Annotated in this window: 18 protein-coding genes; all 18 read left to right on the top strand. The window is 30.4% G+C overall.

Annotated elements, in window-relative coordinates:
• Nucleotides 1–8 precede the first annotated feature (8 nt).
• The 18 genes from rpmE to IPK06_09450 all read left to right on the top strand — a co-directional run bounded on the left by rpmE (nt 9) and on the right by IPK06_09450 (nt 17,642).
• Nucleotides 9–212 (top strand): 50S ribosomal protein L31, encoded by a 204-nt coding sequence (gene rpmE / locus IPK06_09535; protein MBK7980222.1) that lies wholly within the window; start codon nt 9–11, stop codon nt 210–212.
• 133 nt (nt 213–345) lie between these two features.
• Complete coding sequence (gene rsmB / locus IPK06_09530) at nt 346–1,710, top strand: 16S rRNA (cytosine(967)-C(5))-methyltransferase RsmB (GenBank protein MBK7980221.1); 1,365 nt, start codon at nt 346–348, stop codon at nt 1,708–1,710.
• Nucleotides 1,711–1,729: 19 nt separating this feature from the next.
• Complete coding sequence (locus IPK06_09525) at nt 1,730–2,713, top strand: DUF4115 domain-containing protein (protein MBK7980220.1); 984 nt, start codon at nt 1,730–1,732, stop codon at nt 2,711–2,713.
• Nucleotides 2,703–4,715, top strand: a complete 2,013-nt coding sequence (gene ligA, locus IPK06_09520) for an NAD-dependent DNA ligase LigA (GenBank protein ID MBK7980219.1) — start codon at nt 2,703–2,705, stop codon at nt 4,713–4,715. Before IPK06_09525 ends, ligA begins: the two co-directional genes overlap by 11 nt.
• Nucleotides 4,716–5,246: a hypothetical protein gene (locus IPK06_09515; protein MBK7980218.1), complete on the top strand. Its 531-nt coding sequence runs from the start codon at nt 4,716–4,718 to the stop codon at nt 5,244–5,246.
• 29 nt (nt 5,247–5,275) lie between these two features.
• Complete coding sequence (locus IPK06_09510; GenBank protein ID MBK7980217.1) at nt 5,276–5,635, top strand: STAS domain-containing protein; 360 nt, start codon at nt 5,276–5,278, stop codon at nt 5,633–5,635.
• A 5-nt stretch (nt 5,636–5,640) separates the two neighbouring features.
• Complete coding sequence (locus IPK06_09505; GenBank protein MBK7980216.1) at nt 5,641–7,077, top strand: sodium/solute symporter; 1,437 nt, start codon at nt 5,641–5,643, stop codon at nt 7,075–7,077.
• A 25-nt stretch (nt 7,078–7,102) separates the two neighbouring features.
• Complete coding sequence (locus IPK06_09500; protein MBK7980215.1) at nt 7,103–7,960, top strand: Cof-type HAD-IIB family hydrolase; 858 nt, start codon at nt 7,103–7,105, stop codon at nt 7,958–7,960.
• On the top strand, nt 7,944–10,163 hold the full coding sequence (locus IPK06_09495; GenBank protein MBK7980214.1) for an HDIG domain-containing protein: 2,220 nt from the start codon (nt 7,944–7,946) through the stop codon (nt 10,161–10,163). The genes IPK06_09500 and IPK06_09495 overlap by 17 nt, the downstream gene beginning before the upstream one ends.
• Entirely contained in the window at nt 10,163–11,053 is an 891-nt protein-coding gene (gene xerD, locus IPK06_09490; GenBank protein MBK7980213.1) for a site-specific tyrosine recombinase XerD, read from the top strand. The genes IPK06_09495 and xerD overlap by 1 nt, the downstream gene beginning before the upstream one ends.
• Nucleotides 11,054–11,055: 2 nt before the next feature.
• Entirely contained in the window at nt 11,056–11,694 is a 639-nt protein-coding gene (locus IPK06_09485) for a site-2 protease family protein (protein MBK7980212.1), read from the top strand.
• Nucleotides 11,695–11,765: 71 nt separating this feature from the next.
• Nucleotides 11,766–12,710, top strand: coding sequence for a hypothetical protein (locus tag IPK06_09480; GenBank protein ID MBK7980211.1), 945 nt, complete (start codon nt 11,766–11,768; stop codon nt 12,708–12,710).
• A 222-nt stretch (nt 12,711–12,932) separates the two neighbouring features.
• Nucleotides 12,933–13,946 carry a glycosyltransferase gene (locus IPK06_09475; GenBank protein ID MBK7980210.1) on the top strand — a complete coding sequence of 338 codons (1,014 nt, stop codon included), beginning with the start codon at nt 12,933–12,935 and terminating at the stop codon, nt 13,944–13,946.
• Entirely contained in the window at nt 13,939–14,655 is a 717-nt protein-coding gene (locus IPK06_09470) for a class I SAM-dependent methyltransferase (protein ID MBK7980209.1), read from the top strand. Before IPK06_09475 ends, IPK06_09470 begins: the two co-directional genes overlap by 8 nt.
• On the top strand, nt 14,656–15,810 hold the full coding sequence (locus IPK06_09465; protein ID MBK7980208.1) for a glycosyltransferase: 1,155 nt from the start codon (nt 14,656–14,658) through the stop codon (nt 15,808–15,810).
• On the top strand, nt 15,807–16,571 hold the full coding sequence (locus IPK06_09460; GenBank protein MBK7980207.1) for a glycosyltransferase family 2 protein: 765 nt from the start codon (nt 15,807–15,809) through the stop codon (nt 16,569–16,571). The genes IPK06_09465 and IPK06_09460 overlap by 4 nt, the downstream gene beginning before the upstream one ends.
• A complete protein-coding gene (locus IPK06_09455) occupies nt 16,552–17,235 on the top strand; it encodes a glycosyltransferase (GenBank protein MBK7980206.1) in 684 nt (227 codons plus the stop codon). Before IPK06_09460 ends, IPK06_09455 begins: the two co-directional genes overlap by 20 nt.
• Nucleotides 17,193–17,642: a glycosyltransferase family 4 protein gene (locus tag IPK06_09450; protein ID MBK7980205.1), complete on the top strand. Its 450-nt coding sequence runs from the start codon at nt 17,193–17,195 to the stop codon at nt 17,640–17,642. Before IPK06_09455 ends, IPK06_09450 begins: the two co-directional genes overlap by 43 nt.

The following is a 17,642-nucleotide window of genomic DNA, read 5'->3' as shown; positions in this document are numbered from 1 at the left end:
GATTAGATATGAAAAAAGGAATTCATCCAACTTACCAAAATTGTGAAGTAACTTGTGTTTGCGGAAATACTTTTACTACAAGATCAACAACAGATCATATAAAATTAGAAATCTGTTCAGAATGTCATCCTTTCTTTACCGGAAAACAAAAATTATTGGATTCAACGGGTAGAGTTGACAGATTCAACAAAAAATACGGTTTAAAAAAATAATCTAAAGCTTTCAAAAAATATTCAATTTTTGTTTATTTTATGAAAGCTTTTCATTTCTTAATATCCAAATAAGTTTTTTCTTTTCTTTTTAGTAAATTTAACTCACTTTTTATAATTAAAATATTTTAAAATTATGCAGCAAGTCGTTATAGGTTCTGAATTAAATTTATATTCCGGTGTAAGAGGAATTGCGGTAAAATTACTTAATCGAATTGACCGAACTGATGCTTACCTCGAAAAACTGTTGGATATTGAAATAAAAAACTCAGAGCTCAGCGGAAAAGATAAAGCATTGCTTTTTGAGATTGTTCATGGAGTAATTAGATGGCTGTCAAAAATTGACTGGATTTTAAACGGATTTTACAAAGGTCAGTTTTCCAAATGTATTCCCAATGTAAAGAATTCGATGAGAGTTGCTCTTTATCAAATTTTATTTTTAGATAAAATTCCCGAACACGCGGCGGTAAATGAATCGGTTGAATTTGTAAAAAAAATACAAGGCGAAAAATCTGCTAATTTAACAAATGCGGTTCTCAGGAATATTATTAGAAGTAAAGATTCAATTAGATATCCAAATAAAGATGAAGATATTGTTGCTTATTATTCCGTTGTTTATTCGCATCCAACATGGTTGGTAAAAAGATGGCTTAAACGATTTGGCGAGGAAGATACTAAAGAATTATTGATCGCAAACAATAACCGTCCCAAACACACATTGCGCGTAAATAAATTGAAAACAAATTTAAATGAGCTTAAGTCACTTTTGGATTCGGTTGATTTAAAATATAAAGATGGAAAGTATCTTCAAGAATATCTTGAACTTTCATCATTAACAAATATAAATAGCTGGGAATATTTTCATAAGGGTTTTTTCTCAATTCAAGATGAAAGTACCGGATTTGCGGTTAAAGCTTTAGATGTAAATCCCGGAATGAAAGTTCTTGATCTTTGTGCAGCACCCGGCGGAAAAACGGCTTTTATTGCGGATGAAATGCAAAACACAGGGGAAATTGTTGCTGTTGATAAATTTGAAAACAGGCTGGATGTATTAAAGAAAAACATTGAAAGAATGGGAATTACAAATATTCGAACTGTAGCAGTTGATTCGCTGAAATTTAATGAGAATGAATTTGACAGAGTTTTAGCCGATGTGCCTTGCAGCGGTTTAGGAACATTAACAAAAAAACCTGATATTAAATGGAAAAAAGATCTTGGTGACATTAGAAAATTAAATGAAATTCAGTTAAAACTTCTTCAAAAAGCTTCCACTTTGGTAAAAGTGAACGGAATCCTAGTATACAGCACATGCACTACTGAACCTGAAGAAAATATTGAAATTGTAAATAAATTCTTATCTTCAGACACTAATTTTGAATTAATTATTTTAAATGGGATTTTTAACTCTGAAGTAATTGATGAAAATGGGTGTATTCAAACACTACCTAGTAAAAATAATATGGACGGCGCATTCGTTGCGAAATTAAGAAAGAAATCATAAAATTCTTTTGGGGGTATTTATGAGTGAAATTTTAAGAAAATTTTCTGAACAATTAAAGTCCAAGAGATTAGCTAAAAAAATTACACTCGATCAAATCCATTCAAAAACTAGAATAGATAAGAAATTTCTGGAAGCATTAGAAGAAGGTAATTTTTCATTGATGCCGGAAGTTTATATGAAAGCTTTTTTGAAAGAATACTGCAATTTTATCGGTTTAAATACTGATGAAATGATTTCAAAATATGAATTGGCAAAACAAGGATTAAATTTTGAAAATGAAGTTAGTGAACCAAAATCCGAAACTGAAAAGCCTAAAAAAAGTGAGTCTAAATCTACCAAGAAAGAAACAATAGCTGCCAAAAAAGATACTTTACCCGTCAAAGAAAACGTTGTTGAAGAACCGAAAGTGATCGGCGAAGAATCCGTAAATCATAATATTACCAAGCAATTACAAAAAAATAATTCATTGTATTATGCTCTTTTTGCGATTGTGTTATTACTTGTTATTTTTGTCGTTTACAATACATTTTTAAGGGATCCTGACAATTCCTTTATTACGGAAAAACCTTTTGAAGAAACGCTTACGACCAATGAAATTTTGAATTCAAATAAAATTGATTCAACTACTGAAGCGGTTAAAACGGATAGTTCTTCAAAAGATTCTACAAATCAAATTGTTAATGAGCATGAAGATATTGGAAAAACTCAGGTTTTTAATTCGGGACTGGAACTGAAAATAACCTGCGACGATAAAGCTTGGGTTAGAGTTGTAACAGATGAAAAAGATAATAATGAATTCATATTGTCAAAAGATATGACAAGAAGTTTTAACGCAAAGGATCAATTTTTACTTCACATCGGAAATTCTGGGTCTATAAAACTTTATCTAAACAACAAAGAGTTGGAATTCAATAAAGCCCCGGGAAGATCCAGAAAAATGATAATAAACAAAAATGGAATTCAATATTTATCTTTAAAGAATACCGTTCAAAATGAAGGCTGATATAATAAAATATATTGAAGAACTTAGAGACAAAATCAGAGTTTATGATTATAGTTATTATATTTTAGCGGAAAGTAAAATAAGCGATTATGAATATGATCAACTTGTTAAAGAACTACAAAAATTAGAAAACGAAAATCCTCAATTTATTACACCTGATTCTCCAACCCAACGTGTCGGTTCAGATTTAACAAAAGAATTTTTACCCGTAGAGCATAAAATTCCAATGTTAAGTTTAGCCAATTCATACAGCGAACAAGAGCTTTTTGAATTCGATAAAAGAATTAAAAATTTTCTGAAAAGCGAAGCTGATATAGAATATGTATGCGAATTGAAAATTGACGGTGTCTCAATTAGTGTAATTTATGAAAATGGAACTCTTAAAAAAGCGGCGACAAGAGGCGACGGGATTATTGGCGAAGACGTTACTGCAAATGTAAAAACTATAAAAACAGTTCCTTTAAAACTTATAAATAAATCTAACATTCCAAGTCTTTTTGAAGTCAGAGGTGAAGTTTTTATGGGAATTGAGGATTTTAAAAAATTGAACAAACAGCGTGAATCCGAAAATCTTAAGCTATTTGCAAATCCTCGAAATTCTTCCGCAGGAACATTGAAATTACAAGATCCGAAAATTGTAGCATCAAGACCATTGGATATATTCACCTATTATTTATTTTCCGACGATATTGAGTTAGTATCACAAGAAAATAATTTAAAACTTTTAAAATCATTCGGATTAAAAGTAAATGAATCATATAAAGTATGTAAAAATATTGCCGAAGTAATAAAATACTGCGAACATTGGGATACAGAAAGGGAAAAACTTTCTTATGAAACCGACGGCGTTGTTATAAAAGTAAACAGTATTGAACTTCAAAAAAAATTGGGTAATGTTGCAAAATCACCAAGATGGGCAATTGCCTTTAAATTCACTGCAAAAAAAATATCAACAAAATTACTTTCAATAACATGGCAGGTGGGAAGAACTGGAGCTGTTACACCGGTTGCAGAGCTTGAACCTGTATTTTTAGCCGGCTCAACAATCAGCAGAGCAACTCTGCACAATAAAGATGAAATTGAAAGAAAAGATATCAGAATTGGCGATATTGTAATTATAGAAAAAGGCGGTGACGTAATTCCAAAAATCTCAGAAGTTGTTTTGGAAAAACGCGTAAGTGAAGTTAAGAAAACCGAGATACCAAAAAAATGTCCGGTCTGCGGCGAAAGCTTATTTTACCCGGAAGAAGAAGTGGCAATATACTGTGTAAATAATTTATGTCCCGCTCAAATAAAAGGCAGCATAGAGCATTTTGGGTCGCGCGGAGCAATGGATATTGAAGGATTGGGAGAATCTATTATAAATATTTTAGTAGATATGAATTTCTTGAATTCTTATGTCGATATCTATAATCTTAAAGAACGGAAAGATGAGTTAATATCCATTGATAGATTTGGTGAAAAAAGTGTTTTAAATTTGCTTAATGCAATTGAGAAAAGTAAGTCCAAACCCTTTGAAAAAGTTCTTTTTGCAATTGGGATAAGATTTGTTGGCGCGGGAGTTGCAAAAAAATTGGCGGCCCATTTTCAAAATATTGAAAATATTATTAATGCATCTTCAGAAGAAATTGAAGCCGTGCCGGAAATTGGTCCTAAAATTTCCGAAAGCGTAACAAAGTTTTTCAATAATTCTAAAAACTTAGAAATTATCAATAAATTAAAAGCTGCCGGTTTAAATTTTGAAATAGAAAAAATATCCCAAAGAAATATTATCTTTGAAGGATTGACTTTTGTTCTTACGGGAACATTATCAAAATATACTAGAGACGAAGCAAAAAATATAATTGAGCGGAATGGCGGTAAAGTAAGTTCATCAATAAGTTCTAAAACTGATTATGTTTTAGCAGGTGAAAGCGCGGGTTCAAAACTGGACAAAGCTCAAAAATTAAATATCAAAATTATTGACGAAGAAAATTTTGAAAAAATGTTAGAGAAACATTAATTGTTTGAAGAATTTAAAAATAGAATCGGCTATTTCATTTTCAAAAAGAAAATGCTGAAAAATTTTGACGATAAATTTACGTTCAATAATTTTGTTGAAGAATCGGTAAATTACCTTTTGATACTTCCACTTAACGATTTAGATTTCAATAACAGTTTTGACGTAGCGAAATATTTTCAAATTCATAAAAAAAATGTAACCCTTTTTTTACCCGAACATAGAAAAAATTTAATTAGGCTTTCCGGCAATTATGAAACTATAAGTTATTCTTTGGAAGATATTTCAAGGCTTGGCTTGCCGAATAAACCATTAAAAGAAAAATTGCTTAATCAAAAGTTTGATGTACTAATTGATTTGGAGCGTGAAGATAATTTATTTTTAGTTTCGGTTGTGAGTTTGATGAAAGCAAAATTTAAAGTGGGTTTCAAAAAAAATGCCGTTGAAAATCTTTACAATTTTCAGCTTGTTAATTCGAAAATAAATTCCGAAATATCATATAGAAATTTGTTAAATTCATTAAAGATGTTTTGATTTAATTTTATTCACAAAATAATACTAATATGAACGAAAATGTAAATTTTGAATTCAAAAAGACTGGCGATGTTGCAGTTTTTAAATTAAATGAAAAAACATTCGATGCATCAATTGCAGGCTTGGTAAAAGGTGAATTGACAATTTTACTTTCTTCCGAAGATATTCAAAAATTAGTTTTTGATCTTTCGGAAATTGAGTATTGTGATAGTTCCGGTTTAAGCGCCATATTACTTTCATTTAGAATTCTTCAAACAAACGACGGTCACATAAGACTTGCAGCTCCTCAAAAAAGTGTTAAAACATTGATAGAAATTTCACAATTAAATAGAGTACTTCCAATAAAAGATACAGTTGAAGAAGCCGTCAATGAGTTAAAAGCAATTTAGGTTTTATTGTGGATAAAACTTTTGACTATTTAATTATTATTCTATTTCTCATTGGTGTTGCCTTATTTGGAATTTTTAAAGGCGGAAAACAAAGAACTGTTGAAGATTATTTCCTAGGTTCAAAAAATATACCATGGTGGGCAGTTTGTTTTTCAATAGTTGCAGCTGAAACCAGCACTCTAACATTTATTTCAATTCCCGGTTTGGCATATTTGGCAAATCTAAATTTCCTTCAGGTAACGTTCGGTTATTTGATCGGAAGAATAATTATCGCAAAATATTTTCTCCCAAGTTACTTCAATGGCGAACTAAGCACTGCTTATGAGTTTTTAGAAAAACGATTTGGCTATAAAACAAGGTCGTTTTCATCAATTGTATTTATGTTTACAAGAACAGCAGCTGATGGTGTTAGATTATTTGCAACAGCAATTCCATTAAAATTAATGCTTGGAATCGACTATTCTTACGCTATAATAATAATTGCTGTAATTTCCTTAATGTATACAATTACGGGTGGAATGAAAGGAATTATTTGGGTTGATGTTCTCTTAATGTTCATTTATTTAGGCGGGGCATTGCTTTCTTTATATTTTTTATTATATCAATTTTTACCCGATAGTTTTAACAGCATTATCTTTGCTGCTCAGCCGGAAAATAAACTTAATGTTATAAATTTGAATTTTAGTAATTCCTTAGCTGAGTTTTTCAGTCAGCCTTATACTTTGCCAAGCGGAATTTTAGGAGGAGCATTTCTATCAATGGCTTCGCACGGTACGGATCAGTTAATTGTGCAAAGGCTGCTGAGCATAAAGAATTTAAAAGAAGCGCGGAAAGCAATTGTTGGAAGTGGAATTGTTGTAATATTGCAGTTTGTAATTTTTATGTTAGTCGGTGCCGCATTGTTTGCGTATTACGGTAAATTGAATATAAGATCGGATGAAATATTTCCTAAATTTATAATAGAAAATATTCCTTCGCCCTTTTCCGGAGTTATTATTGCCGGATTATTTGCCGCAGCTATGTCAACTTTGGCGGGATCAATAAGCGCACTTTCTTCATCAACAATGTTGGATATTTATCAGGCATTTAAAAAAAATAGAGTTGTTAAAAATGATTTAAAAATTTCAAGACTTTTTACAATATTCTGGGCGGTTATGCTGATTTTTGCGGCGCTAATTTTTATGAATTCACCGCAGACAGTTGTAGAATTAGCACTAAGCATAGCATCATTTACTTATGGCGGACTATTAGGCACTTTTATGCTAGGATTGTTTGTTAAACGCGCAAAGCAGGAAGATGCAATTGCGGCATTTACCGGCGGAATTTTTATAATGGTTACGGTAATTTCATTAAAATTAACCGCGTGGACTTGGTACACAATTATAGGTGTTACAGCTACCATACTACTTGGAACTTTTTTATCTTTCTTAAATAAAAAATAAATCTTTAATTCCTTTAATCTAAAATATGATAAATCCTAAAATATTAGAAAATATTGATTTAGTTGTTTTTGACCTTGATGGGACACTGCTCAACGGTGATTCAGAAATTGGAATTAAATCAATTGAATTGGTCAATGAATTAAAAAAATTAGGTGTGCGGTTTACGTTTGCAACCGGCAGAATACATCATTCAATGATTGCATACGCGAAAATTTTGGATCTTAAGACTCCATTAATTTCTTTAGATGGCGCGGTTATAAAAAGTTACCCTGCAAATGAAACAATTTTCGAATCATTTATAAAAGCAAAATATGTTAATAGAGCGCTTGAAATGGCGGATAACTTTTTATTAAAATCCGCTTTAAGTCATAATGAAGCTATTTATTATACAGAGCAAAATTCTCTAATTCCAAGACTAATGGAAAAATATGAAGCCGTCTTTGAAGAAATCAATTCATATGATGATTTAGTTGACAGTACGTTGGAAGTAATTGTTACCGGAGATTTTAAAAACTCGATTAAAGCGATTGAAAATAAAATGAAATTTCCATATGCATTTGGATTAAAGACATCGTTTTATAAATCTCAAGATCAAGATGGGGTTTATTTTTTAGAAATAAGAAATAAAAATTGTTCAAAAGGCGATGGTCTATTAAAATTGATAAAACACTTAAATATAAATATTAAAAATACCGCCGTAATGGGTGATTGGTACAATGACAGATCACTGTTTAGAACAAATGCTTTGAAAATTGCCATTGCAAACGCGGTTGATGATATTAAGAATATGGCGGATTATGTTACGTCGAAAACTAATGAAGAAGACGGAACAGCAGAATTTTTGGAAATGTTATTAAGAGCTAAAAATGGCAAAATTATTTAATTCAAATTCATTAGAGAATTTAAAGAAAAATAAAAATCTTAAAATACTAATAATTCTTATCGGATCAATATTAATTGCCGCAATGTTTCCAAGAGGAGAAGCTCTCGAATTTGATGTATCCGTAGGATCAATTTGGATTCAGGATGATCTAATTGCAACTATGCCGTTTGAAATTCTTAAGGATCCTGAATCATATCGAATTGAAAAATTAAGAGCATCGCAGGGAGTTTTTTCTGTGTTTGAAAAAAAACACAATGTGAAAGAACAGGTTTTAGATTCTGTTGAAATATTCAATAAGTTACTTATTTCCAAAGTTGATAAAGAATTAGAACAAAATTCAACAAACAGCAAATTTAAATTTTTAAGTTCCGAAAGCGTAAACAAAATTAAAGAAATTAGAAAATATGAAAATATGCTTTCGGTCAGATATCCAATTACAACTGAAAAGTTATTCAGCAACATTGTCGAAATTTTCAATAAGATATATGATAAAGATTTTTTGGATGTCAATTTTGATGAAATTGAGAAAGACTCAATTGCTTTACGCGACGGAAAATTTGAAAATCTTCTGCCCAAAAATAAATTTTTGGATAAAAGTGAAAATGAAAAAAGGATTGATAATCTAATCGCTTCTTATTCTACCACTGATCCTGAACAAATGTCAATTTATTTTGAGTATATCCAGCATTTTTTAAAATCCACAATTTCATTTAATGAAAATTTAACTAATAATGAAATTAAATTAGCTCAAGAAAGAGTTTCGAAGAATATCGGTTTAGTAGAAGAAAACGAGCGAATTGTTGCAAAGCATAACAGAATTACTCCTGATATAAAACAAAAAATTGATTCTTATAGAATTGCGCGCGGAGAAGAAAGAGGTATTTGGTCGAGAATTTTGCAGGCACTAGGAAAAATTTTGCACGTGTTGGTGATCATATCGTTATTTAGTCTATATGTTTATTTATTCAGACCCAAAATTTATAATGATAATTCTAAAATATTTTTAATAACATTTATAATTCTTCTAATAAGCTTTATCGCATTCTCAATTAATAGGATCAATGTTAACGCGCCAATAGAACTGCTGATTTTGGTTCCTGTAGTTTCAATGCTACTCACAATATTTTTCGATTCCAGAATAGGCTTTTACGGCACAATAGTTATTTCGTTAATTGTTGGTGGATTAAGAGGAAATGATTATTCATTAGCCGTTATGAATATTGTAGCAGGTGGTTTGGCTGCTTATACAGTTAGAGATATTAAAAATCGAAATCAAATTTTCAGATCATTTTTATTTATTTTAATTGGCTATATAGCAAGCATTCTTGCCTTTGGTTTGGAAAGATTTGCGCCTTGGGAAGAAGTTTTAATTCAGTGCGGATTTGCCGCCTCAAATGCTTTGTTTAGTCCTGTTTTAACATACGGACTAATAATATTTTTTGAAAAATTATTTAAAATTACTACAGACATAACATTGCTGGAGCTAACGGATTTCAATCATCCCTTGTTGAAAGAATTGGCAAGAAATGCACAAGGCACATTTAACCACTCATTAACAATGGGAAATATGGTAGAAAGTGCCGCTGCTGATATTGGTGCGAATCCCTTGCTAGTTAGAGTAGGCGCATTATATCATGATATAGGCAAATCACAGAATCCAAGCGCATTTGTTGAAAATCAGATTGACAACTATAATATTCATGACCAGCTAACGCCTGATCAAAGTGCCGCAATGATAATTGACCATGTTCCGCAAGGAGTTCAGATGGCTGAAGAGGAAAATCTGCCCGTTGAAATTATAGATTTCATTAAGACTCACCACGGAACACTTTTAGTTTCATATTTTTATGATAAGGCAATTGAAGAAAACGCTAATACAAATATCGAAGAACAAAAATACCGTTATCCCGGACCAAAACCATTTACAAAAGAAACAGCTTTGTTAATGCTTGCCGATGCCTGTGAGTCAGCTGTGAGGGCAATGGCTGAACCTACTCCGGAAAAAATTGAAAACATTATTTCCAATATTATCAGCAGTCGTTTGAAAGACGGACAGCTTGAAGACTCTCCATTAACATTCTCAGATTTGTCAAAGATTAGAAAATCATTTTTGGCTACGTTGGTAGCTTTACATCATAAGAGAATACGATACCCTAAACAAGATGAAATGGAAAGTGAAATAAGTGAAGATAAAGAAAAGTAATGCATGAGTTTGTAAAAGAATATTTGACATTGCTGCAAATTGAAAAAAATCTTTCGGTGAATTCTATTTCCTCATATAGAAATGATTTAACAAAATTTCTTGAATTTATAGAACTGAATAAAATATCAGATCTTAATTTAATTACATTCAAGCAAATCACTGATTTTTTTTCCGAACAAAGAAAAACGGGAATTACTTCTGCTACAGTTGGAAGATATTCCTCATCCCTTAAAGGTTTTTTTTTATATTTAAAAAATCAAAATTATATTGAAACAAATCCCACAACGAACTTAAACTCAATCAGATTATCTCGAAAATTACCGAGTGTTTTATCTTTCAACGAAATTGAAAAAATTTTGGATAAACCAAATGTTGAAGAAAAATTCGGTTTAAGAGATAAGGCAATTCTAGAAATTTTATATTCTTCTGGTCTGCGTGTTTCCGAAGCCACAAATTTAAAATTGTCCGATCTTTTTTTTGATGATGAAGTAATTAGAGTTTTTGGCAAAGGTTCAAAACAAAGGATTGTACCTATTGGCTCAAGCGCGAGAAAATGGGTAAAAGAATACTTGATTAAGTTAAGACCGATGCTTGAAAAAAATATGAAAAGCGAAAATATTGTTTTTTTAAATTCAAAAGGGACTAAACTTTCAAGAATGGCAATATGGAAAATAGTTAAAAGATATTGCGATGAAGCGGAAATTAATAGAGAAGTGCATCCTCATACATTCAGACATTCATTTGCAACTCATTTACTTGAAGGCGGAGCTGACTTGAGAGCGGTTCAAGAAATGCTTGGTCATTCTGATATTTCAACGACACAAATTTACACGCATATAGACAGAGAATATGTAAAACAAGTTCACAAAGATTTTCATCCGAGAGGTTAATTTTGCCAGATATTCAAATAAGTCAAAAGTTAATATTAATGTTTTATTTCCTTCCAATTTTTCTGGTTTCATTAAGCATCCATGAATTTGCGCATGCATTTGTAGCCAATAAATTAGGAGATGATACCGCAAAATCGCAAGGAAGATTAACATTAAATCCATTAAAACACATAGATTTAATTGGAAGCATTGTTATGCCAATTTTGGCTTTTACTTCCGGATTCATGTTAATCGGCTGGGCAAAACCCGTTCCGGTTAACAGAAATAAGTTAAGAAATCAAAATAGAGATGATGCATTTGTATCGTTTGCAGGACCATTTTCAAATTTAATCTTGGCAGTTTTAGTTTATTTTATTTTTAATGTTTTGGCAAATTTTGATATTGAAATCAGTAATACATTATATAATATATTTCGTTTGACTGTAATTTTTAACGTTTTTCTTTTTTGCTTTAACTTACTTCCATTTCCGCCGCTTGACGGGTCGCATATTCTTTTTGATCTTTTCCCAAATCAATATACGGCAAAACTTTTGAACTTAGGAATTTACGGAACAATAATTTTGTTCCTATTCATTTATTCGCCTTTGTGGAAAATTTTTATGAATTTGGTGGATTGGATTAACGGATTTTTCGTTATGTAAATAATGAATTTTGAGATGCAAATACTTGTTATTATTTTTCCAAACTAAACATTAAGATAAAATTTACATTTATGAAAATTAGCGGTTTTTCTTTTGTTCGTAACGGTGTTTCACTTTATTATCCAATTGTTGAATCTATTAAGTCTATTCTGCCGATTGTTGACGAATTTATAATTGCCGTTGGAAAAAGCAGCGAAGGTGACAATACGCGCGATAAAATTGAAAGTATTAATAATCCTAAAGTTAAGATCATCGATACTGTTTGGGAAGAAAAATATTTTAAGAAAGGAATAATAAATTCTTTACAAACCGATATCGCAATGAAACAATGCAGCGGCGACTGGCTGTTTTATCTACAAGCCGATGAAGTAATTCACGAAAAATACTTAAACAATATCTATAATCGCTGCGAAGAATTATTGAATGATAAAGATGTTGAAGGTTTACTTTTTAGATACAAACATTTTTGGGGTGATTATAATCATTTTCAAAATGGACACGGATGGTATCCGAATGAGATTAGGATCGTACGAAATCTACCGGATATACATTCATGGCAAAGCGCACAATCATTTAGAAAATTTGAATACTATGACAATCCACGGCAGAACGATGGACATTGTAAATTAAAAGTTGCGAAAGTTGACGCTGAAGTTTATCATTACGGCTGGGTTCGTCCTCCGCATTTAATGCAGAATAAAAAAAAGGCTTTAGATTCTGTTCATTGGGGTCTGAACCGTGCCAAAGATTATTATGAAAAAGGTCCGAAAGAATTTGACTACGGCCCTTTAAACTTAATCGGTGAATTTAAAGAAACGCATCCAAAAGTTATGCAAGACATGATCAATAATTTTACTTGGAAAAGCAAACTTCAATATTCTGGTAAACCAAATAAATACAGAGAACCGCATAAACACGAAACAATAAAGTACAGATTTATTTCATTGATTGAAAAAATTTTTAATAACGGCAACGCGATAGGCGGCTTTAAAAATTATATATTATTAGATAAGTAGAAATTGAATTATTAGTGAATATTTTATTTATAACATATAATTTTCCTCCGGAAGGCGGACCCGCTGTTCAAAGAATTTCTAAATTTATAAAATATCTTTCTCAGTTTGGCGCCAACGTTTTTGTTTTAACCGCGAAAAAAAAGGAATAAAATAATTGATAATTCATTATTAGATGAAATTAAGAATTGTAATGTTTATGCGACTTATGATTTGGGAAATATTTTGAGCGGCGATTTTAAAAAAATTTTAAAACATTTTTTTATTCCAGATAAATCATCTTTATGGAAATTAACTGCGCTTAAAAAAGGATTGCAAATTATTAGTGAACAAAAAATTGATATAATTTTTTCCACATCTCCGCCGCATTCAACACACTTAATTGCACAAGCAGTTTCCAAACATTCCGGCGTTAAGTGGATAGCCGATTTTCGAGACGAATGGATAGACAATTCATTGTTTCACAGATCAAAATTGAAAGAAAACGAAACAAAATTAGAGTTGAGTGTTTTAAATGATTGTTCACATATAACAACAATAACGAATAAAGCAAAGCAAAATTTTTCACAAAGAATTTCTAATGATAAAATTTCGGTAATTCGCAATGGTTATGACGAAGATGATTTTACTGAAATTAAAATAAAAGAAATTGAATCTAAAAACAGAAAATTAAAATTTGCTTATGCGGGAAGATTGAACGAACTTCACTCACCGAAAAATTTATTTGCCGCATTGTCTAATTTATTTAAAAGCCAAAAGATCAATCCGGAAGAAATATCTTTTACATTTATTGGCGGTTCCGGAAACGATAAGTGGCTTAATGAATTTCCGGAATTAAATGAAATTGTAACGTTTATTCAATATTTGCAGCATGATAAAATGTTGTTAAAATTAAATGAGGCGGATGTTATGCTCTTGCTGGCAACCAATATGAATACAACGGAATTGTTTCCCGCAAAGATGTTTGAATATTTTAGATTGGAAAAATATGTGTTCGCTATTATTTCTTCATTGGGCGAATTAAGTGATACAGTTAATGAATATCATAATTCTTTAATTGCAATTGAATCTGACATCGAACAAATTCAATTAGGCATTTTAAAAATTTTAGCGGATTTTAAAAATGATAAACTGAAAGTTAAAGTAGATAAAAATTTTATTGACTCATTTCAAAGAAAGAAGCAGGCAGAACAACTATTTAAATTATTTCAAAAAATTACAGCGGGAAAAAATGAGTGATTATACCATAATTGGCGGTGATAAATTATATAATATTTGGCAGGCGGATAAGTCGACAAAATTATTTAAAAATGAAATGCTGAGAAATAAGCATCTCTGCGAAATTATTAAAAGCTGTCCAAACGTTAAATCAATAATTGATATTGGCTGTGGAACAGGATATTTAGATTTTCTTTTATCGAGAGAAGGCATAAAAATTACTGGTGTTGATTTATCTAAAAATAGTTTGGATTTATTCAAACAGAAAGCGGAAGAATTTGGGATTACTCAAATTCATGAAAATCTATTTAACGTCACTCTAGAGAATTTTGATTTAGTTATTTCTCAAGAAGTTCTGGAACATTTAGAAAATTATGAATCGGCAATTTCTAAAATGAATCAATTTATTAAGAAAAATGGTATTGGTTTATTTTGCGTTCCGTATAATGAAAACCTAAATGCTAAAATGATCGAAGATCCTGTAACAGGTAATAAAATTCATAAAGTTGGTCACCTGCATAGTTTTACAAAAGAGAAATTGGAAAAAAGTATTGATAACTGTGGTTTTGAATTAATCAAAACATATTTATTGGTGAATAAAAGAACAAACAAATTTTTCGCCAAATTTAATATTCCGGTAAACATCTTTACACTTCAAATTGATAAAATATTCAACGCGCTATTTCCGTATAAAGCAACTTATTTAGCTGTATTATGTAAAAAAAAATAAATGAAAATTGCTTACGTACATACCGGCAAATGGCCGTCCAATTCTCCAAGCTTTACTTTTGCAACAAACAACGCGGTTGCTCTTGCTCAAGAATTTGAAGAATGTTTTTTATTTGTGAAAAATAATTCAGAAAAAACTTCTGATGAAATAATTAATAATGAACTCAATATTTCATTTCCTAAAAATCTTACAATAATAAGATTCGCCAATAATTCTATTATTAATACAAATTATTTTTACTATAGGAATGTATTCAAAACATTAAAAAAGTTAATTAGACAAAATAATGTCGATATAGTAATTACTCGAAATCCCACTTTTCTCAAATATCTTATTAAAATTAAATTAAAATTCAAAATTAAAGTTTATTTCGAAACTCATGATTTTTATGCCAATTTAAAATTACGCGATGATATCAATCATAGTAAAAAAAGAAAAATTGAAAAAATTGAAAATAAATTTATTCCCCGAATTGACGGAGTGATTTGTCTTCAGAATTCGCAAAAGGAATTGTATGAAGAACATTTTCCTAACGTGAACATCTTTGTTACGAGAACCGGATTGCGTGATATTGAAAATATTAATCATGAAAAAAAATATGTAACTTACATAGGTTCATTAGACAAACATAAAGGTGTAGATCAACTAATACAAGCGGCAGCTCAATCAAGATCAAAACCGGAAATTTTAATTATAGGCGGAAAAACAGAATTTGAAGTTGAAGAAACGAAAAATATAATTAGTAATTATTATAACCCGGATTATGTTAAAATTACAGGCTGGATAAATAAGAAAGAAATGAGTGAATATTTAGCGAAAACCGCCATTGGAATTATTCCCTTGGAAAATACATTTTTTAATAAATATTTAACATCGCCTTTAAAATTATTTGATTATTACAGTTTCTGTATTCCGGTAATTGCGAGCGATTTACCTTCAACAAGGGAATTAATTATCGAAGCTAAAACCGGATTATTTTTCGGAAGTGTTAGTGATTTGGCGGATAAAATTGATGAATTGTTGTTAAGCAATTGTATAATAGATGAAATGAGGAACAATATTCAAGAATATGCACAGAAATTTTTATGGATAAATCGAGCGAAGGAATTAAAAAAAATCTTTAATTTAAACAGCAAATCAAATTTAATTGAATGAATAAAAGAGCGAATAAAATATCTGCGGCTATTATTACAAATAATGAAGAAGCCAATATTGAAAGGTGCTTAAAGTCATTATTATGGGTTGATGAAATTGTCGTTGTCGATTCATTTTCAACGGATAAAACAATCGATATCTGCAGAAAATATAACTGCAAAATATTTCAAACCGAATGGAAAGGTTTTGGCATAACAAAAAAGTTTGCAGTCGATAATGCCTCAAATGACTGGATACTATCAATTGATTCTGATGAAGTCGTTACGGTTGAATTAAAAAATAAAATTGAAGATATTTTATCAAAGCCTGGATTCAACGGATATAAGATTAGAAGGAGATCGTTTTATCTTGGCAGGGAAATAAAACATTGCGGTTGGGATAAAGATTTTCCTTTGAGATTGTTCAACAGAAAATATGGAAATTTCAATGAAGATTTGGTTCATGAATCTGTTGTATTAAAAGAACAGAAATCTAAAATTAGTGAGCCATTACTTCATTATACTTATCCGACAATTAATCTTCACATAAGCAAAATGAATCGTTACTCTGAGCTTGCGCAAAGTAAAAATATCGAAAATAAAAAATATTCTATTTTAGCTTCAATGTTTTTTGGAATAAATAAATTCTTAAAAATGTACGTTTTACAAAAAGGATTTTTAGATGGTAAAATTGGATTTTTGCTTTGCGTACATTCAGCTTTTGGCGTTTATCTAAAGTATATAAAAATATGGCAGAAGAATAATGAAAATTCTTCACATTGATAGTGAAAAATATTGGCGCGGGGGACAGCAGCAAGTTTTTTACCTTCATGAAGGTTTAGTTAAACGCGGAATTAATTCTTTGTTGGTTTGCGAAAAAAACTCTGAATTAAAAAAAAGATGTATGGAAAAAAAACTTCCATATCATGAAATAAATATCCTCGGCGAACTGGATTTTTTATCGGCTATAAAGATATCAAGGATCTGCAAATCAAATAACATTGATATTATACAAGCACATTCGGCACATTCTCAAACAATAGCCATATTCGTAAAATTCTTGGTTTCGAAATTAAAACTTATTGCGGTAAGACGAGTTGACTTCCATATAAATAAAAATATGTTAAGTAAATTAAAATACGGCACAAAGAAAATTGATAGAATTGTGTGCATTTCCGAATTCATTAAAAAAGTTTTGTTGGAAGACGGAGTTAATAAAAATAAGTTAATTACAATCAGAAGCGGAACCAATGTAAATAAGTTTGATGATGTTAATGTCGATAAAATATTTCAAAATTCGTTTAAGCAAAACCCAAATACAATTTTGATTGGAACTATAGCGGCATTTGCCGGACATAAAGATTTTCCCAATTTACTGAAAGCATTTAAATTGATTAAAGAAAAATGCCGAATACAAAATTATGCATTGTTGGCGATGGTCCGTTAAAATATGATATTGAAAATTTAGCGAAAGAACTCAGTATTTATGATGATATTATATTTGCGGGTTTTCAAAGTGAAATTGGAAAATACTTAAAGACGTTTGATATTTTTGTGCTTGCGTCAAAAAAAGAAGGACTTGGAACATCTATTATTGACGCAATGTCTGTAGGACTTCCAATAGTTGCGACAAATACCGGAGGAATTCCGGAATTAATAAAGAGTTATCACAATGGAATTTTAGTTGAACCCAAAGATCCTGATCAATTATCAAGCGCGGTAATTGAAGCAATTTCAAATAATGAACTGAGACTGAAAATATCTGAAAATGCAAAAAAGGATTCTGCAAATTTTTCTATAGAAAAAAATATTGATAAATACATTGAATTGTATAACGAATTGCAAATGAATTGA

It is taken from the genome of Ignavibacteriota bacterium (genome assembly GCA_016713565.1).
GTDB lineage: Bacteria > Bacteroidota > Ignavibacteria > Ignavibacteriales > Melioribacteraceae.
This window is presented reverse-complemented; position numbering and strand designations above follow the sequence as displayed.